Origin of the sequence: Streptomyces venezuelae (assembly GCF_008642335.1) — a bacterium.
GTDB classification, from domain to species: domain Bacteria; phylum Actinomycetota; class Actinomycetes; order Streptomycetales; family Streptomycetaceae; genus Streptomyces; species Streptomyces venezuelae_F.
Map to the genome: position 1 here is coordinate 5,472,630 of NZ_CP029191.1, position 16,679 is coordinate 5,489,308.

At 72.0% G+C, this 16,679-nt stretch carries 15 protein-coding genes; 8 read left to right on the forward strand and 7 right to left on the reverse strand.

Annotation, left to right across the window (positions count from 1 at the left end; all coding sequences use genetic code 11):
* Nucleotides 1-216: 216 nt before the first annotated feature.
* The 3 genes from DEJ49_RS24855 to DEJ49_RS24865 all read right to left on the reverse strand — a co-directional run bounded on the left by DEJ49_RS24855 (nucleotide 217) and on the right by DEJ49_RS24865 (nucleotide 2,796).
* Nucleotides 217-1,296 carry a sensor histidine kinase gene (locus DEJ49_RS24855; protein ID WP_150175870.1) on the reverse strand — a complete coding sequence of 360 codons (1,080 nt, stop codon included), beginning with the start codon at nucleotides 1,294-1,296 and terminating at the stop codon, nucleotides 217-219.
* A gap of 19 nt (nucleotides 1,297-1,315) precedes the next feature.
* Nucleotides 1,316-2,053, reverse strand: coding sequence for a response regulator transcription factor (locus tag DEJ49_RS24860; protein WP_055568825.1), 738 nt, complete (start codon nucleotides 2,051-2,053; stop codon nucleotides 1,316-1,318).
* Between the two features lie 65 nt (nucleotides 2,054-2,118).
* Nucleotides 2,119-2,796 carry a spermidine synthase gene (locus DEJ49_RS24865; protein ID WP_150186178.1) on the reverse strand — a complete coding sequence of 226 codons (678 nt, stop codon included), beginning with the start codon at nucleotides 2,794-2,796 and terminating at the stop codon, nucleotides 2,119-2,121.
* Between the two features lie 155 nt (nucleotides 2,797-2,951).
* On the opposite strand from DEJ49_RS24865, the gene DEJ49_RS24870 reads away from it, so the two are divergent.
* On the forward strand, nucleotides 2,952-3,827 hold the full coding sequence (locus DEJ49_RS24870; RefSeq protein WP_411757195.1) for a rhomboid-like protein: 876 nt from the start codon (nucleotides 2,952-2,954) through the stop codon (nucleotides 3,825-3,827).
* 89 nt (nucleotides 3,828-3,916) lie between these two features.
* Nucleotides 3,917-6,331 (forward strand): endopeptidase La, encoded by a 2,415-nt coding sequence (gene lon / locus DEJ49_RS24875; RefSeq protein WP_150186180.1) that lies wholly within the window; start codon nucleotides 3,917-3,919, stop codon nucleotides 6,329-6,331.
* A 59-nt stretch (nucleotides 6,332-6,390) separates the two neighbouring features.
* Here the strand turns inward: lon and DEJ49_RS24880 are convergent, their stop codons facing one another.
* A complete protein-coding gene (locus DEJ49_RS24880) occupies nucleotides 6,391-7,224 on the reverse strand; it encodes a lysozyme (protein WP_150186181.1) in 834 nt (277 codons plus the stop codon).
* A 257-nt stretch (nucleotides 7,225-7,481) separates the two neighbouring features.
* On the opposite strand from DEJ49_RS24880, the gene DEJ49_RS24885 reads away from it, so the two are divergent.
* Nucleotides 7,482-7,991: a MarR family winged helix-turn-helix transcriptional regulator gene (locus DEJ49_RS24885; RefSeq protein ID WP_150186182.1), complete on the forward strand. Its 510-nt coding sequence runs from the start codon at nucleotides 7,482-7,484 to the stop codon at nucleotides 7,989-7,991.
* Between the two features lie 63 nt (nucleotides 7,992-8,054).
* Here DEJ49_RS24885 and DEJ49_RS24890 read toward each other — a convergent pair whose 3' ends face one another.
* Nucleotides 8,055-8,900 carry a protein phosphatase 2C domain-containing protein gene (locus DEJ49_RS24890; protein ID WP_190329441.1) on the reverse strand — a complete coding sequence of 282 codons (846 nt, stop codon included), beginning with the start codon at nucleotides 8,898-8,900 and terminating at the stop codon, nucleotides 8,055-8,057.
* A 356-nt stretch (nucleotides 8,901-9,256) separates the two neighbouring features.
* Here DEJ49_RS24890 and DEJ49_RS24895 point away from each other — a divergent pair, with 356 nt between their 5' ends.
* Genes DEJ49_RS24895 through DEJ49_RS24915 form a run of 5 tightly spaced genes read left to right on the forward strand, consistent with a single transcriptional unit; the run spans nucleotide 9,257 to nucleotide 14,908 of the window.
* Nucleotides 9,257-12,115 carry a nitrate- and nitrite sensing domain-containing protein gene (locus DEJ49_RS24895; protein ID WP_150186183.1) on the forward strand — a complete coding sequence of 953 codons (2,859 nt, stop codon included), beginning with the start codon at nucleotides 9,257-9,259 and terminating at the stop codon, nucleotides 12,113-12,115.
* An 8-nt stretch (nucleotides 12,116-12,123) separates the two neighbouring features.
* Nucleotides 12,124-12,621: a roadblock/LC7 domain-containing protein gene (locus tag DEJ49_RS24900; protein ID WP_150186184.1), complete on the forward strand. Its 498-nt coding sequence runs from the start codon at nucleotides 12,124-12,126 to the stop codon at nucleotides 12,619-12,621.
* A complete protein-coding gene (locus DEJ49_RS24905; RefSeq protein ID WP_150186185.1) occupies nucleotides 12,618-13,052 on the forward strand; it encodes a DUF742 domain-containing protein in 435 nt (144 codons plus the stop codon). The genes DEJ49_RS24900 and DEJ49_RS24905 overlap by 4 nt, the downstream gene beginning before the upstream one ends.
* On the forward strand, nucleotides 13,033-13,656 hold the full coding sequence (locus tag DEJ49_RS24910) for a GTP-binding protein (RefSeq protein ID WP_150186186.1): 624 nt from the start codon (nucleotides 13,033-13,035) through the stop codon (nucleotides 13,654-13,656). Before DEJ49_RS24905 ends, DEJ49_RS24910 begins: the two co-directional genes overlap by 20 nt.
* Nucleotides 13,657-13,669: 13 nt before the next feature.
* Nucleotides 13,670-14,908: a styrene monooxygenase/indole monooxygenase family protein gene (locus DEJ49_RS24915; RefSeq protein WP_150186187.1), complete on the forward strand. Its 1,239-nt coding sequence runs from the start codon at nucleotides 13,670-13,672 to the stop codon at nucleotides 14,906-14,908.
* Here the strand turns inward: DEJ49_RS24915 and DEJ49_RS24920 are convergent.
* The gene (locus DEJ49_RS24920; RefSeq protein ID WP_411757196.1) at nucleotides 14,878-16,029 is read right to left on the reverse strand and encodes an NlpC/P60 family protein; all 1,152 of its coding nucleotides are present in this window, start codon (nucleotides 16,027-16,029) and stop codon (nucleotides 14,878-14,880) included. The genes DEJ49_RS24915 and DEJ49_RS24920 overlap by 31 nt on opposite strands.
* Before the next feature lie 364 nt (nucleotides 16,030-16,393).
* Nucleotides 16,394-16,666: a hypothetical protein gene (locus DEJ49_RS24925; RefSeq protein ID WP_150186188.1), complete on the reverse strand. Its 273-nt coding sequence runs from the start codon at nucleotides 16,664-16,666 to the stop codon at nucleotides 16,394-16,396.
* Between the last annotated feature and the right edge of the window lie 13 nt (nucleotides 16,667-16,679).

The following is a 16,679-nucleotide window of genomic DNA, read 5'->3' on the forward strand; positions in this document are numbered from 1 at the left end:
CTCCCGGAGCGTGAGGTGCAGACCGGGCCCGGCATCCGTCGCGTAAGTCACACTGGATCCGTGGTTTCGGCGCTGTAAATGGCGGGAAACAAGCGAGGTTCTGCAACGCCAGATGGCCGCGCGGGTACGTCGGTACGACGTCTACGCGCGGCGGCGCCCACCGGGTGCCCCGAAGTGGCCCCCGTGAATCGCTTCCACTCGAACCCTACGTCAACTTCACGCCTCGGGCAGGCCCGGAAGAGTGACCTGGATCCGGCAGCCGCGAGGGGATTCGGCCACCCCGATGTGACCCCCGTGGAGATCGACCGCCCAGCGCGCGATGGCCAGGCCGAGGCCCGTCCCGCCGTCGTTGCCGGAGCCCTTGACGGGGGCTCCGGCGTGGCTGCCGCGGTTGAAGCGCTCGAAGACGCGGTGCCACTCCGACTCCGGGATGCCGGGGCCCTCGTCGAGCACCTCCAGGTCCAGGGACTCGGGGTAGGGGCCGCGCCGGGCCCGCACCGTCACGCGCCCGTGCGGCGGGCTGTGCTTGACCGCGTTGTCGATGAGGTTCGCCACGACCTGGTGGAGCCGCTCCGCGTCCGCGTGGGCCGTCAGTTCAGGGGGTGACACGTCGAGGTGCAGGTGGACGTCCGTACGCGTGTGGCTGCCGGAGCCCGACGCGATGCCCGCGCGCGCGGAGGCCACCATGTTGGCCTCCTTCAGGACGCCCGACAGATACGGCCACACCTCGAAGCGGCGGGCCTTCAGCGGCACGACGCCGTTGTCCAGGCGGGAGAGGTCGAGCAGCGTCTCGACGAGCCGCCCCAGGCGCTCGGTCTGCTTCAGGGCCGTGCGCATCGTCTCGGGGTCGGCGGCCGACACCCCGTCGACGACGTTCTCCAGGACGGCACGGAGCGCCGCGATGGGGGTGCGCAGCTCGTGCGAGACGTTGGCGACGAGCTCCTTGCGCTGCGTGTCCTGGGCCTCCAGGTCGTCCGCCATGGCGTTGATGGTGGCGGCCACGTCGCCCAGTTCGTCGCGCCGGTCGGCGCCACGGGCGCGGCGCGTGTAGTCGCCGTGCGAGACGGCGCGGGCCACCGCGTTCATCTCGTCCAGCGGGGCGGTGAGGCTGTGCGCCACGAACTGCGTGATGAGGAGCGTGGCGATCACCGAGAAGACGGTGATGAAGCGCAGCTCGGTCTGGGTCTTCATGGCCACGAGGAGCAGGCCTGTGGTGATGAACACCGAGACGACGACCAGGGCGCCGAGCTTGGTCTTGATGGAGAACGGCCGCAGTCCCCCGAAGGGCCCGTACATCACGTCACGCGCCTCCGCCTCACGGGGTGGGGGTCTCCAGCGCGTATCCCACGCCGTGCACCGTGCGGATCCGCTCGGCCCCGATCTTGCGGCGCAGCGCCTTGATGTGGCTGTCGACGGTGCGGGTGCCGGACGCGTCGGCCCAGTCCCACACCTCGGCGAGCAGCTGCTCGCGCGACAGGACCGCGCGCGGGGTGTTGGCCAGGCAGACCAGCAGGTCGAACTCGGTGGGCGTCAGGTGGACGTCCTCGCTGCGCACCCGGACCCGCCGCTGGGCGTGGTCGATCTCCAGCTCGCCGAGGCGCAGGATGCCGCTGCGCGGCGTCGTCGCGGCCAGGGCGGCCCGCTCGACCCGGCGCAGCAGGACGTGCACGCGGGCCGCGAGCTCGCGCATCGAGAACGGCTTGGTCATGTAGTCGTCCGCGCCGACGCCGAGCCCGACCAGCATGTCCGTCTCGTCGTCACGCGCGGTGAGCATGAGGACCGGGACGGGCCGCTGGGCCTGGACCCGGCGGCACACCTCCAGGCCGTCGAAGCCCGGCAGCATGATGTCGAGAATCAGCAGGTCGGGCTGCCACGCCTGGGCGGTGTCGACCGCCGAAGGGCCGTCTCCGGCCGTTTGCACGACGAAACCCTCGGCGCGCAGCCGGGCCGCGATGGCATCGACGATCGTCGGGTCGTCCTCGACCACCAGCACCCGGCGCTGGGCGCCCGGCATCGCCGTGGCGCCGTTGTGGGAGGTGTGTGTCTGCTCCATCGCCCGCCCCTGACACTGATCGCTTGTGTTCGGTCAGCAGAGTACGGGTCGCGAAGGCACCTCGGCTACGCAGCCCGGACGCCGAGGTGGACCACGTCAGGGACGCCTCGGGCAACGGGGATCTCTTCGGTTCGTACCCTCTGGAATCCGGCATTCCGTAGAGCGTCGTCGAAAGCGGACGAGGGCTGTGCGGACCACACGGCAAGCACTCCGCCGGGGTTCAGACGGGCTTTGCAGGCGGCCAGACCGGCAGGCGAGTAAAGGGAGTTGTTGCCCTCCGTCACCGTCCAGCCGGGGCCGTTGTCGATGTCGAGACAGAGCGCGTCGTAGGACTCCGTGGCTCCGGATACGTAGGAGACGAGGTCGGTGTGAAGAATCTGCGCACGTGTGTCGCGGAGTGCCGCTCCGGAGAGCTCGGCGAGGGGTCCGCCGTGGTGCCAGTCGATGATCGCCTGCTCGCGCTCGACGACGGCGATGCGTCCCCAGCGGGGGTCCGCGGCGGCGTGCGCGAGGGAGAAGCCGACGCCGAGGCCGCCGATGAGGAGGGCGGGGGCGGGACGGTCGTCGAGGGCGTCGCGGGCCGCGTCGACGAGCAGGCGCTCGGAGCGGCCGTCGGAGGTGTCCATCAGGAAACAGCCGTTGGCGATGATCTGCAGCAGCTCACCGTGGCGCCGCAGCACGACCTCGCCGTACGGGCCCTCGCGCCGGTCGAGGACGACGGGGGCGGTGGTGTCGGTGCGCATGGCGCACAGATTATTTCCGGGAGGTGCCCGAAGTCCGGTGGTTTTCGGTGCTGTCGCGGGCGTACGTGCGACGCAGGAGTCACCCGGCGGGTTGACGTGTGAGACGCACCTCACGTGGCGCCCGTCATAGACAGCGCCCGAAAAAAGGGCAAAGGGTGGAGTGGGACGGAAGGAGCGCCACCCCCGTGAACCAGAGCGTGCGGCCCGCCGGGGCCGTGTCCGACGCCGGGACGCCGGCTGTGTCCGACGTCGAGACGCCGGGCACCCTGAACGGAATACCGCGGCAGCCGACGCCCCGGCCACCCCGAACGGGGGAGCGCCCCACGTCGGATACGGCGGACCGTGCGGCAGGTGCCTCAAGTGTGTCCGGTGCGCCCGGAACCTCCGCGCGGCGCCCGCGCCTGTGGCGGATCCTGCCGACGCCCACCGGCACCCCTTTCACCTTTGGGTACGCGGTGATCCTGGCCGCCACCTCGCTCCTGACCCAGTACGCGAACCCGGACCTCGTCGACTCGCTGCTCCACGGGTCGAGCACCGACGTCGCGCACCTCACGAAGAGTCCCCTCCTCGTCCTGGTCGCCAGCGCCCTGTGGATCGCGGGCGGCATCACGTCCCCGTACGCGATCGTCTTCCTGCTGGTGCTGACCGCGCTGGAGCGGCGCATCGGAGGGCTGCGCGCCGCCGGTGTCTTCCTCCTCGGGCACGTCGTCGCCACGCTCGCGACGGAGGTCCCGGTCGGCTTCTCCGTCCTCGCGGGCCATCTGCCCGACAGCTCGCTGCACCGGCTCGACTACGGCATCAGCTTCGGTGTCGCCGCGAGCGTCGGCGCGCTCGCGGGACTCCTCACACCGTGGCTCCGGTGGACCGTGCTGGTCTGCTTCGGCGGGATGCTGGTCGACGACCTCATCGCGTTCGCCGACCCCATGACGAACTGGGGACACCTGCTCGCCCTCACGATCGGCGTCCTCACCTGGCCCTTGCTTCGGCGCGTGCCCGTGCCCGCGCGGGGTCTACGGAACGGCGTCTCCTGATCGCTCACAGCGAACACGCGTGAGGGAACATCTCGGCACTCACAAGCATTGAGTCGGTACAGCTCAACTTGAATGCCGAAAGGGAGATCATGGCTACTGAGTCCGCCTCGTACACTTCGCTCACTCTGCCTGTGCTGCCGCTCGACGACGAGGTGGTCCTGCCCGGCATGGTGGTTCCGTTCGACCTGTCGGACGCCGATGTACGGGCCGCGGTGGAGGCCGCGCAGGCCGCCGCCCGGTCCAGTGGCGACAGCAAGCCGAAGGTGCTGCTTGTTCCGCGCATCGACGGGACGTACGCCGCGACCGGCGTCCTCGGCACCGTCGAGCAGGTCGGCCGGCTCTCCGACGGCGACCCCGGCGCCCTCATCCGCGGCCGCAGCCGCGTGCGCATCGGCGCGGGCACGACCGGCCCCGGCGCGGCCCTGTGGGTCGAGGGCACGAAGGTCGACGACGCCGTGCCGGAGCCCCTGCCGGGCGCCGTCACCGAGCTCGTCAAGGAGTACAAGGCGCTCGCCACCAGCTGGCTGAAGAAGCGCGGTGCCTGGCAGGTCGTGGACCGCGTCACGCAGATCGACGACGTCGCCGCGCTCGCCGACAACTCCGGATACTCCCCGTTCCTGACCACCCAGCAGAAGATCCAGCTCCTGGAGACCGAGGACGCGGTCGCCCGCCTCAAGCTCGCCACCGCGCAGCTGCGCGAGCACCTCGCCGAGCAGGACGTCGCGGAGACCATCGCCAAGGACGTACAGGAAGGCGTGGACAAGCAGCAGCGCGAGTTCCTGCTGCGGCGCCAGCTCGACGCCGTCCGCAAGGAGCTGCGCGAGATCAACGGTGAGCAGGAGGGCGAGGAGTCCGACGACTACCGCGCCCGCGTCGAGGCCGCCGACCTCCCCGAGAAGGTCCGCGAGGCCGCCCTCAAGGAGGTCGACAAGCTGGAGCGCGCCAGCGACCAGTCGCCCGAGGGCTCCTGGATCCGCACCTGGCTCGACACGGTCCTCGAACTGCCCTGGAACGAGCGCACCGAGGACGAGTACGACATCAAGGGCGCCCAGGAGATCCTGGACGCCGAGCACTCCGGGCTCCAGGACGTGAAGGAGCGCATCACCGAGTACCTCGCGGTGCGCAAGCGCCGCGCCGACCGCGGCCTCGGTGTCGTCGGCGGCCGGCGCGGGGGTGCCGTGCTCGCCCTGGTGGGTCCTCCGGGAGTGGGCAAGACGAGTCTCGGCGAGTCCGTCGCGCACGCCATGGGCCGCAAGTTCGTGCGGGTCGCGCTCGGCGGCGTACGCGACGAGGCGGAGATCCGCGGCCACCGGCGTACGTACGTGGGGGCGCTGCCCGGACGCATCGTGCGGGCCATCAAGGAGGCCGGGTCCATGAACCCGGTGGTGCTCCTCGACGAGATCGACAAGGTCGGCTCGGACTTCCGGGGCGACCCGGCCGCCGCCCTCCTCGAAGTCCTCGACCCGGCCCAGAACCACACCTTCCGCGACCACTACCTGGAGGTCGAGCTCGACCTCAGCGACGTCGTCTTCCTCGCCACCGCCAACGTCCTCGAAGCCATCCCCGAGGCGCTCCTCGACCGCATGGAGCTCGTCCGCCTCGACGGGTACACCGAGGACGAGAAGGTCGTCATCGCCCGTGACCACCTGCTCCCGCGCCAGCTGGAGCGCGCGGGCCTCGACAAGGACGAGGTGGTCCTGGACGAGAGCGCGCTGCGCAAGCTCGCCGGCGAGTACACGCGCGAGGCGGGCGTGCGCAACCTGGAGCGGTCCGTCGCACGGCTGCTCCGCAAGGTCGCGGCCCAGCACGAACTGGGCGACCGCGAGCTGCCCTTCACCGTCACGGACGCCGACCTGCGCGGCCTGATCGGGCGCCCGCGCCACGTGCCGGAGTCCGCGCAGGACCCGGCGGAGCGACGCACGTCGGTGCCGGGCGTGGCGACCGGGCTCGCGGTCACCGGGGCGGGCGGCGACGTCCTGTTCGTGGAGGCGTCGCTCGCGGACCCGGAGACGGGGGCCTCCGGGCTCACGCTCACCGGCCAGCTCGGCGAGGTCATGAAGGAGTCGGCGCAGATCGCGCTGAGCTTCCTGCGCTCGCACGGCGCCGAACTGGAGCTGCCCGTCGGCGACCTGAAGGAACGGGGCGTGCACGTCCACTTCCCGGCGGGCGCCGTGCCGAAGGACGGCCCGAGCGCGGGCGTCACCCTGACGACCGCCCTCGCGTCGCTGCTCAGCGGCCGTCTCGTCCGTACGGACGTGGCGATGACCGGTGAGATCTCGCTGACCGGCCGCGTCCTGCCGATCGGCGGGGTGAAGCAGAAGCTGCTCGCCGCGCACCGCGCCGGGATCACCACGGTGATCATCCCGAAGCGGAACGAGCCGGACCTCGACGACGTCCCGGCCGAGGTCCTGGAGAAGCTCGACGTGCACGCGGTCACCGACGTGCGCCAGGTGCTCGAACTGGCCCTGACGGCGGCCGAGGTGAAGATCCCGGCCGCGGCGTAGGACCCGGGCAGGGGAAGGCGGCCACCCCCGCATCGGGGGTGGCCGCCTTCCGTGCGCGCTCAGCCGTTGGCGAGCGCCACCACCCGGTCGAGGGCGCCGTTGAACTTGTTGTGGTCACCGACCGTCGGGCCCGACGAGGTGTACTGCCACATCGTCTGGAAGCCCCAGCCGGCCGGGAGTTCGCCCGGGCTCGTGTTGTAGCGGGCGATCCAGAGCGGGTTGCTCGCGCCGAAGCCGCTGTAGTTGCCGGTGCACTGCTTCCACCAGCTGGTCGCGGTGTAGATGACGGCGTCGCGTCCGGTGCGGGCCTTGTAGGTGTTCAGGAAGTCACGGATCCAGCTGACCATCCCGGACTGCGTCTTGCCGAAGCAGGCCGCCCCGTACGGGTTCCACTCGATGTCCAGTGCGCCCGGCAGCGTCCTGCCGTCGCGCGACCAGCCGCCGCCGTTGTCCACGAAGTAGTTCGCCTGTGCGGCACCGCTCGCGGTGTCCGGCGTCGCGAAGTGGTACGCGCCGCGGATCATGCCGACGTTGTACGAGCCGTTGTACTGCTGGGCGAAGTAGGGGTTCTTGTAGTACGTGCCCTCGGTGGCCTTGGTGTAGGCCCACTTCACTCCGCTGTTCCAGAGCGTCGACCAGGCGACGTTGCCCTGGTGGCTGCTGACGTCGACGCCCTCGGTCTGGGTCGCGTCACCGCCGGAGGGGCGGCCGCCCTGGCCGTCGTGTTCGATGACGCCCTGGCCGAGGCGGGCGGTGCCGCGCTCGGGGACGTCATCGGCCCTGGCCGCCGTGGGGAGCGTCAGGAGGAGGGAGAGTGCGGACAGTGCTGCGAGGAGAACCCCCGCCGGCGACAAGCGCGAGCGGCGGGCCGGTCCGGGTCTGTGCACGGGCATGGCGTGCCTCCGAAGGCCTCAGTGGTGCTCGGTGGGGACCTGCCGACATGTAGTGGTGTGAACATGTCAGAAGAAACGCTACGCACGTAGACCGCTGCTAGGGAAGAGGTCCAGAGTTCTGCCGTTGGTCCACTCCAGTGGCGGTGGCACGGGAGCGGCACCGCCCGGACCTTGCGAAATACTGGTCAGACCGCTGCCGCCACGGCCGCGGCGCGAGGGCCTTCCGGCGATAACTTTCAGAATCGGGAAAGCGGGACATGGGTGCTGCAGAAGAGGGCGTGACGCCCGGCGCGCAGGACGACGACGGCGGACAGGAGACGCAGGAGGCACGGGGAGAGGACCGCGAGTTCCTCTCCTTGGAGCGGGAGTTGTCGCTCCTGCTGCGCCGCGCGCGGGCCTCCTCGGGCGAGATGGCCCGGCAGGTCCACCCCGACCTTGAGCCCGCCGCGTACGGGCTGCTCGTCTGCCTGGACGACTCGGGTCCGCAGCGGGCCACCGACCTCGCCGCCTTCATCGGCGTCGGCAAGGCCACGATGAGCCGCCAGCTGCGCGCCCTCGAAGAGCTCGGTCTGGTCGCGCGCGAGCCCGACCCGGCCGACGGCCGCGCCTGGCTCATCCGGCTCACGCCCGAGGGCCGCACCCGCTTCCGCACGGTGCGCGCCGCCCGCCGCGCCCGGTACGTACGGCGGCTCGCGAGCTGGGACCGCGCCGAGGTCGCCGAACTCGCCCGACTGCTCGGCCGCCTGAACGCGAGCGCGGAGAACTGACCCGCGGCCGCCGAGAAGTGAACGCGGGCGCGGAGAGCCGAGCACGTACCCCGCTCGCGTACGTCACCACTCCGCGTAGACGACCGCCGCGTCGTCGTGGCGCTTGCCGCGCGGAAAGGCCAGGCGGTCCGGGTCCGCGCGCTCCAATTCCCGCACCCGGTCCACCAGATGCCGCGGCCCCTGCTTGCGCAGCAGCGCGAAGCAGTCCGTCCAGTCGCCCTCGCGGAACGTCTCGACCCACCGCCCGGCCCCGTCGGTGAGCGCCGCCACCGCCGTGACGTCCGCACGCGGCAGCTCACCGGTGACCGCGCGCCCGGCGGCCGACGGGTCGGACGCGGCCGTGAAGAAGCCGTCCTCGGCGTTGCGCAGTGCCTCGACCGCCGTTCCGTAGGCGCGGGCCGCCACGTCCCGCTCCGCGGAGCCGCGGGGCAGGGCGCGCACCTGGTCGCGCAGGGCCTGCACGGCGGGCGGCAGTTCGGCGAGGCGCCGGTCGAGGACGGCCGTCACCTCCCCGTCGTGGCCCGCTATGAGGAGCGCCGAGTCGGACAGGACGAGGTGCTCGACGCGCTCGTCGTCCCAGCGCACGAGCACCACGGTTGCCTGTGGGGTGCGTGGGTGAGAAAGGTCACAGGTTGAACCATGTGCCTCGGCGGTACGCGTGATGCCGGCCGCCAGGACCTCAGTGAGCGTCATATCCCGGCGTGAAACGGACAGTTCCCCCAGCGCGCCGCCCAGTCGCGCAGTGAACCAAGGGACGGAATGCGGACAGCCCACCGACCCCTCCGGCGGGGTCACGCCGTCGAGCAGGACGAGCGATCCGCCCTGTCCGGACGCGGGAAGCGCGACCGACGCGTAGTCCTCGTTGGGACGTGCGGGGTCACCGGGCTCGGTGGCGAGTTCGATACGCATCCGGCCAGTCTGCACGACCCCTTCACAGGGCCACCAGAAGCCGCGATGCGCCCCAGGGGAGTCGCGTACGGGCGGCGCGGGCGCCGGAATTCGGCCGGAATGATCACCTCCGGCAGGGGTGTGGCGGCGCATCCTGCCAAAGCCGGTCGGAGACGTCCAACCGGCGCTCCGCGGAGGCCCTCCGACGGCCGAGCCGGGACTTGCCCGCCAACTCCCCGCCGATGTTCACTCCTTCGGGTGGCCAGGCTGGCGATGCACGACCGCCACCAACCGGCACTGGAAAGGTCAGGTGCCGTACCGGGGGAGCGCCCGTGTTGACAGGTCGTCACCCGGGTCAAGGGCAGACGAAAACAGGAATGCGAGCACCGGTGCAGAAGATGCGGCCTCGGCGCAAAGGCAAGCAGACGGCCCCGGAAGGGGCCACGCCGGGCGCGACGACTCCAACCGAGCATGTGCCGGAGCGCACGGCCGCGGACGCCTCCGCGCCCGACGCCGCGCCGCCGCCGGTCAACAAGGCGCCCACCGCACGCGTACGCAATCGGCTGATCGTCGCCGTCGCGGTCGTGGCCGCCGCCATCGCGGGCGCGGGCGCACCCGCCGTCCTCGCGGCGTCCGCCGACCTGAACGACACGCAGAACCTGGTCACCCTCGCCGAACAGACCCAGCAGGCGGTCTCCCTCGGCCACTCGCTCGCCGACGAGCGGGACGAGGTCACCACCTTCATCGCCGCCGGGCGGCCGCAGGACAAGGGGCTCTCCCAGAGCCGCAGCGCCCGCGTGGACCGGCAGATCGACGAGCTCCGCGGCGCCGACGCGCCCGCCGGACTGCGCGGCGACCTCGCCGACATCGCCGCCGTGCGCAGAGCGGCGCTCACCGGCAAGAGCACCGCTCTCGAAGCCCACGAGGCGTACACGAAGGTCATCGCCGAACTGCACGGCCTCACCCGCGACCTGGCCGAGAAGCTGCCCCCCGAGGCCAACCAGGGCGCCCTCGCCCTCTCCGACCTCGACCACGCCGTCGAACAGGCCGCCGCCGCCCGCGGCCTCCTCCTCGCCGCCCTCGCCCTGCCCCGCCCCACCGGCACCTCCACCGTCGACCCGGTCACCGGCCTGCCGACCACCGTCACCGAGGAGTCGCCCACCGACGCCAAGCGGCGCGACGAGCTCAGCTCCGCCGCCCAGCAGGCCCGCGTCCGCGAGCTGGCCGCACTCGCCGACTTCCGTGACGCGGCGAGCGACCCGGCCCGCGCCACGTACGAGTCGACCGTCACCGGCTCCGAGGTCGGCGCCGCCGAGAAGTACCTGGAGCGCCTCACCGACCAGCCGAAGCTCTCCGCGGCCGAGCGGCGCTACGACCGGAAGAAGGTCGACGCCGCGCTCTCCGCCCGCATCGAGACGATGCGCGGCGCCGAGTCCGCGCTCGCCGTCGAGCGGACCAAGCACCTGGCCCAGCTGCGCGACGACGACGTCACGGCACTGGAGATCCGGATCGCCCTCGTCGGCGTCTGCCTGCTCGTCGCCGTCGGCGTCGCCATGGGCGCGGCCCGCTCGCTGACCCGCCCGCTCGCCGTCCTGCGCCTCGGCTCGGCCCGCCTCGCCACCGACCCCGCGCCCCAGGAGCCGATCCGCTTCACCGGCCGCGACGACGAGTTCGCCCAGGTCGTACGCTCCGTCAACGCCCTGCACGGCCACGCGGCCGCCCTCACCGAGCGCCTCGCCACCCTCGAATCGGACCGCAAGCACCTCATCGGGCAGCGGCAGTCCATGGCCGACGAGCGTGCCGCGCTGCGCGAGGAGCTCGCCGAGGCCTCCGCGCACCTGGAGCGGGTGCGCCAGTCCATCCACGGCACCTTCGTCAACCTCGCCCTGCGCACGCTCGGCCTGGTCGAGCGCCAGCTCGCCGTCATCGAGCACCTGGAGGACCGCGAGCAGGACCCGGACCGCCTCGCCACGCTCTTCAAGCTCGACCACCTCGCCACCGTCATGCGGCGCCACAGCGAGAACCTTCTCGTCCTCGCCGGCGCGGAACACGGCCACCAGCACCCCGGCGCCGTCCCGCTCGTCGACGTGGTGCGCGCCGCCGTCTCCGAGATCGAGCGGTACGAACGCGTCCGCATCGCCACGCTGCCGCCGCACACGCACGTGGCGGGCTTCGCGGCGGACGACATCAGCCATCTCACCGCCGAACTCCTGGAGAACGCGACCTCGTTCTCGCCGCCGGACTCCTCCGTCGAGGTCTCCGGCTGGCTCCTGGAGAACGGCGAGGTCATGCTCTCCGTCCAGGACGAGGGCATCGGCGTCACGCAGGACCGCATGCGGGAGCTCAACGCCCGCCTCGCCGACTTCGACCCCGACGACGCGTACGACCAGGAGAGCGGGGACGGCCTCGGGCTCGGCCTGTACGTCGTCGCGCGGCTCGCCGCCCGGCACGGGGCGCGGGTGCGGCTGCGGGACCAGAAGCAGGGCGGGGTCGCGGCGGTCGTGGTGCTGCCCGAGGGCATCCTCGCGGACGCGCCCTCGCAGGCCCCGGTGGTCACGCCGCCGCGCGCGGGCGAGCCGCTGACCCATCTGCCGGGGTCGGAGGCGGAGGCCAACTCCAACGTGCTTCCGGGGCGGCTGGCCGGCGCGCCCGGCGAGGACCCGCTGATCGCGGCGGCGGAGCGGACCCTGGAGACGGAGCGGCCTTCGCCGTCGCCGGAACCGGGCCCCGGCCCGGGCCCAGACGCCGGCCCCGAGCCGGACACCGACCCGACCCCCGAGCCGGGCCCGGACCCGGACACCGGGCCGTCCCCGTCGCCGGAGACGACCATGGAGCTGGCGGTCCCCCCGGTACCGGAGGAGACCGCAGAGGAGCTCGCCCCGGAGCCGCAGCCGCAGCCGCAGCCGGAGACGGAGCAGGAATCGGCGCCGCAGCCCGAGCCCGACTCCACCCGGCCCGCGCCCCCCAAGTGGGAGCGCGTCACCGACAAGGGCCTGCCCAAGCGCACCCCGAAGATCACCGCCCCGGCAGCCGCCGCGCCCACGCCGCGCACCGGCTCCGTGGACGCCGAATCGCTCCGGCGCCGCCTCGGCAACTTCCACCAGGGCGCGATCAGCGGCCGACGGGACGTGGAGGCCGAGATCGCGGGTGATGGCTCAGGTGACGACTCGGGTGACGAAAAGAACGAACGAGCCGCAGACGTAATGGGGGACCCAGTCGAGGAGGCAAGCAGTTGACTGCGCCCATGCGCACGCCCAGTTCTTCCGCCGAACCCGCCACGTACGGCCTGAGCAGGGAAGCACGCAACCTGCACTGGCTTCTGACGAACCTGGTGGAGGAGGTGCCCGGGCTCCTCTCCGTCGCGGTCGTCTCGTCCGACGGGCTGCTCCTGCTCTCCTCCGACCCCGGGCGGAACGCCGAGCAGCCCGCGGAGAAGCCCACGGGACCCAAGGGGTCGAGCGCCGACCTCGCGACCATCGTGTCCGGGCTCGGCTCCCTCACCATCGGTGCCGCGAAGCTCATGGACGGCGGCGGGGTCAAGCAGACCGTCGTCGCGATGGAAGAGGGCAGCCTCTTCGTCACGGTGATCAGCGACGGCTCGTTGCTCGGCGTGCACGCCACCCCGGACTGCGACATGAGCGTCGTCGCGTACCATATGGCCCTCTTCGTCGGCCGCGCCGGGCACGTGCTCACCCCCGAACTCCGCAGCGAACTGCGCCAGTCGATGGAGAGTGCCCGATGAGCAGCAGCAGCCGCAGCACCGGCCGCAACAAGACGCCGAAGCTGCCGCAGCGCGGCGGCGACCGAAAACCCGCCCGCGTCCGCCCCTACTCGCTGACCGGCGGCAGGACCAGGTTCGGTCACGTCCTGCTCGTCGAGACGTTCGTGGCGAGCAACGCCGCGATCGAGGCGCCCGACGAGCGCCTGGAACTGCCCAAGGGCACGCTGTCGAAGGTCATGCCGGAGATGCGGGCGATCGTCGAGATCTGCCGTCGCATGCGCACGGTGGCGGAGATCGCCGCGCTCCTCAAGATGCCGCTCGGTGTCGTCCGCGTCCTGCTCAGCGACCTCGCCGACCAGGGAAAGATCCGCGTGTACGGAACGGGCCACGGCCCGGGACAGCCCGACCGCGCACTGCTGGAAAGGGTGCTGAGTGGACTCCGCCGTCTCTGAACTCCTCGAGAACGAGAACGAGGGTCAGTTGCAGGCCTGGCAGACGGACAGGTCACGCGCCCCGATCGCCACGAAGATAGTGGTGGCGGGCGGTTTCGGTGTCGGCAAGACGACGCTGGTGACCGCCGTCTCCGAGATCACGCCCCTCCAGACGGAGGCGCTGATGACGCAGGCGAGCGCCGACACCGACGATCTGACCGGGACCCCCGAGAAGACGACCACGACGGTCGCCATGGACTTCGGCCGCATCACGCTCGACGACGACCTGGTGCTCTACCTCTTCGGTACGCCGGGCCAGCAGCGGTTCTGGTTCATGTGGGACGACCTGGTGCGCGGCGCGATCGGCGCCGTCGTGCTCGCCGACACCCGCCGCCTGTCCGACTGCTTCCCGGCGCTCGACTACTTCGAGAGCTGCGGCCTGCCGTACGTCGTCGCCGTCAACCACTTCGACGGCAGCGAGAAGTTCGAGGTGGCGGACGTGCGCGAGGCCCTGACGGTGCCGCCGCACATACCGGTGCTGATCATGGACGCCAGGCAGCGGATCTCGGTCGTCGAGTCGCTCCTCGCCCTGGTCGGCCACGCGCTCGACGTAACCCCTGAGTAAGAGAAGGACCCTCATGCGGAAGATACTTGTCGTCGGAGCCGGGCAGTCCGGGCTCCAGATCGCTCTCGGGCTCCAGGCGCAGGGGTACGAGGTCACCCTGATGTCCAACCGCACCGCGGACGAGATCCGGTCCGGCCGGGTCATGTCCACGCAGTGCATGTTCCACACGGCGCTCCAGCACGAGCGCGACATCCAGGCGAACTTCTGGGAGTCGCAGGCCCCGAAGATCGAGGGCGTCGGCATCTCCGTCGCGGGGCCCGACGGCTCGCGGGTCATCGACTGGGTCGGCAAGCTCGACGGGTACGCGCAATCCGTCGACCAGCGCGTGAAGATGGCCGGCTGGATGGACACGTTCGCGCAGCGCGGCGGCCAGCTGGTCATCCACGGCGCGGCCGTCGGCGACCTCGACTACTTCTCGCGCACCTACGACCTGGTGCTCGTCTCCGCCGGCAAGGGCGAGCTGGTGTCCATGTTCGAGCGCGACGCGTCCCGCTCGCCGTTCGACACCCCGCAGCGCGCGCTCGCGGTGGCGTACGTGCACGGCCTCGGCCCGCGCCCGGAGCACCCCGAGTTCGACGCGGTCCGCTGCAACATGGTGCCCGGCGTGGGCGAGCTCTTCGTCATGCCGACGCTCACCACGTCAGGACGCGCGGACATCCTCTTCTGGGAGGGCATCCCCGGCGGCCCGCTCGACGTCTTCCAGGGCATCAAGGACCCCAGCGAGCACCTGGCGCTCACCCTCGAACTCCTGGAGAAGTTCCTGCCCTGGGAGTACGCGCGCGCCACGAAGGTCGAGCTGACCGACGCGGGCGGCACGCTGGCCGGGCGGTACGCCCCTACCGTGCGCAAGCCGATCGGGCACCTGCCCAGCGGCGGGCTCGTCCTCGGGGTCGCCGACGTCGTCGTCGCCAACGACCCGATCACCGGCCAGGGCTCCAACTCGGCGTCCAAGTGCGCCGCGTCATACATCTCCTCCATCGTCGAGCACGGCGACAAGCCCTTCGACGCGGAGTGGATGCAGTCGGCCTTCGACCGCTACTGGCAGACGGCGCAGCACGTCACCAAGTGGACGAACGCGATGCTGGGCCCCCCGCCGGAGCACGTCCTGAACCTCCTCGGCGCGGCCGGTCAGCTCCAGCCGGTCGCCGACCGGTTCGTCAATGGCTTCGACGACCCGGCGGACCTCGAGAACTTCTTCTTCGACCCGGAGAAGACGGCCGCCTACCTGGAGTCCGTCGCGCCCGGCGCCTGACTCCTGCCGTACCCGAGGTCGCTGCCCGAGCCGGCGCCCGCGGGCAGCTTCGGCGGCGTGTAGCCGCGCATGGCCCGGCCCCCGGGGTCGGGCCGCACGGCTCCGAGGACCGGGTTCGCCGCGATGGGGGAGACCTTGACGCGGGCGCCGGGACGCGGTGCCTGGACGACCTTGCCGTCGCCCAGGTACAGCGCCACGTGTGTGGCCTTCGGGAAGTAGACGACCAGGTCACCCGGGCGGAGCTTGGACAGGGGGATACGGCGCAGCTCCTTCCACTGCTCCTGGCTGGTCCGCGGGATCTTGCGGCCCGCGTGCGCCCAGGCGCGCTGGGTCAGCCCCGAGCAGTCGAACGCCTTCGGTCCCTCGGCGCCCCACTTGTAGGGCCGGCCGATCTGCCGTACGGCGTAGTCGACGGCCGTGTCGCCCTGCCGTGACGGAGCCCGGCGCGCCGGGCTGCCGCCGAGGGCGCGGGACGCCATGAACTTCTCCTGCGCCTCGGCCGTGTGGGCCTCCTCGGCCCGCCGCAGCGCGGCCAGCTGCTCGACGCTCAGCGAGGACAGCAGCTCCTCCACGTCCCGCAGCTGCCCGTCGACGCGGTCCCGCTGCTTCTTCTGCCGGGCGGCCAGGGCGGTCTGCGCGGTGAGGGCCCGCTTCGCGGCCCCCGCGAGATCACCTGCCTCCTTCTCCCCGCCGGTCAGCCGCCGCACGGTGGCGGCGCGGCCCGCGGCTGCCCGCTGCAGCACGTGGCCCTGGTCGAGGGCGCGCTGGGGGTCGCGGGCGAGCAGCAGACGCATGTACGGGGAGAGGTTGCTCGTGCCCTGGTACTGCTGGCGCACGAACCGTCCTGCGTCGCTCCGGCTGTCGCGCACGGAGGCGCGCGCCTTCGCCAGCTTCCGGTCGAGGTCGGCGGCTCGGGCCCGCTGCTCCTTCAGCTTCTCCGCGGTGGCGTTGTACGTCTCGGCGGTCTCCTCCGCGGATCGGTACAGCCGCTGAAGATCCGTCAGGAGCTGTCCGACGGACCGTTCTTCCGGCCCTGGGGCCGCGTGGGCGTTGGGTGCGGTTGTGCACAGGGCGCCGAGGGCGGCCCCGGTGCAGACCCACCGCAGCAGTGTGCCTGACACGTCATCACCTCCGGTGCGCGGAGGGCTCTCCTGCGCGCAGGGCGAGCATCCGGCCCGCCTGCCTGGTCCGCCTCCCGACGGGGGCGGTCGGCCCAACCCTGGTCACCCTTGCAGGGGGCGTCGGCGTGGCGGGTTGCGTCCCACGGTCGTTCGCCTGCGGGCGGGTGGGGGCTGGTCGCGCAGTTCCCCGCGCCCCTGAAGCGCCCCTGCGGGGCGCCCCAGGGGTGGCGCGTGACTGGTCACGGGGTCGCTTTCCGGGGGGCGGGGCGAAGGTACGGGTTTAGGGGCGCGGGGAACTGCGCGACAAGCCCCCACACAGCCGCAGGGGTGTGGCCAGCCCGCGCTCGCCCGCAGGGGCGGATCCTCAGCGGGGGCCCGGTTTGGACCACGGCCACTTCAGGCCCGTGGACTTCGCGCCGTCCGGGTCGTACTCGTACTGCCACCTCGCCCCCAGCGAGACCCGGCTGCCGCCCGCCGCGGGGACACGGCGGTAGACGAGGACCGTCGGAGGGCCGCCCGCGTCGTCGGGGACGGGGACGCGGTAGACCTTCGGGGGGTGTCCGGTCGGGCCGAGGAGGACCGGGAGGACCCGGCCGTCCAGGGGGCCGTCCACGAACGGAGTCTCTTCGCTCTTCACCGCTCCAGTGTCA

Excerpts from the sequence above, each read along its gene's own strand:
- DEJ49_RS24900 (WP_150186184.1), top strand. The coding sequence starts at position 12,124 with ATGCGCACGCCCAGTTCTTCCGCCGAACCCGCCACGTACGGCCTGAGC.
- DEJ49_RS24880 (WP_150186181.1), bottom strand. The coding sequence starts at position 7,224 with ATGCCCGTGCACAGACCCGGACCGGCCCGCCGCTCGCGCTTGTCGCCG.
- lon (WP_150186180.1), top strand. The coding sequence starts at position 3,917 with ATGGCTACTGAGTCCGCCTCGTACACTTCGCTCACTCTGCCTGTGCTG.
- DEJ49_RS24855 (WP_150175870.1), bottom strand. The coding sequence starts at position 1,296 with ATGTACGGGCCCTTCGGGGGACTGCGGCCGTTCTCCATCAAGACCAAG.
- DEJ49_RS24865 (WP_150186178.1), bottom strand. The coding sequence starts at position 2,796 with ATGCGCACCGACACCACCGCCCCCGTCGTCCTCGACCGGCGCGAGGGC.
- DEJ49_RS24905 (WP_150186185.1), top strand. The coding sequence starts at position 12,618 with ATGAGCAGCAGCAGCCGCAGCACCGGCCGCAACAAGACGCCGAAGCTG.
- DEJ49_RS24895 (WP_150186183.1), top strand. The coding sequence starts at position 9,257 with ATGCGAGCACCGGTGCAGAAGATGCGGCCTCGGCGCAAAGGCAAGCAG.
- DEJ49_RS24915 (WP_150186187.1), top strand. The coding sequence starts at position 13,670 with ATGCGGAAGATACTTGTCGTCGGAGCCGGGCAGTCCGGGCTCCAGATC.
- DEJ49_RS24885 (WP_150186182.1), top strand. The coding sequence starts at position 7,482 with ATGGGTGCTGCAGAAGAGGGCGTGACGCCCGGCGCGCAGGACGACGAC.
- DEJ49_RS24890 (WP_190329441.1), bottom strand. The coding sequence starts at position 8,900 with ATGCGTATCGAACTCGCCACCGAGCCCGGTGACCCCGCACGTCCCAAC.
- DEJ49_RS24860 (WP_055568825.1), bottom strand. The coding sequence starts at position 2,053 with ATGGAGCAGACACACACCTCCCACAACGGCGCCACGGCGATGCCGGGC.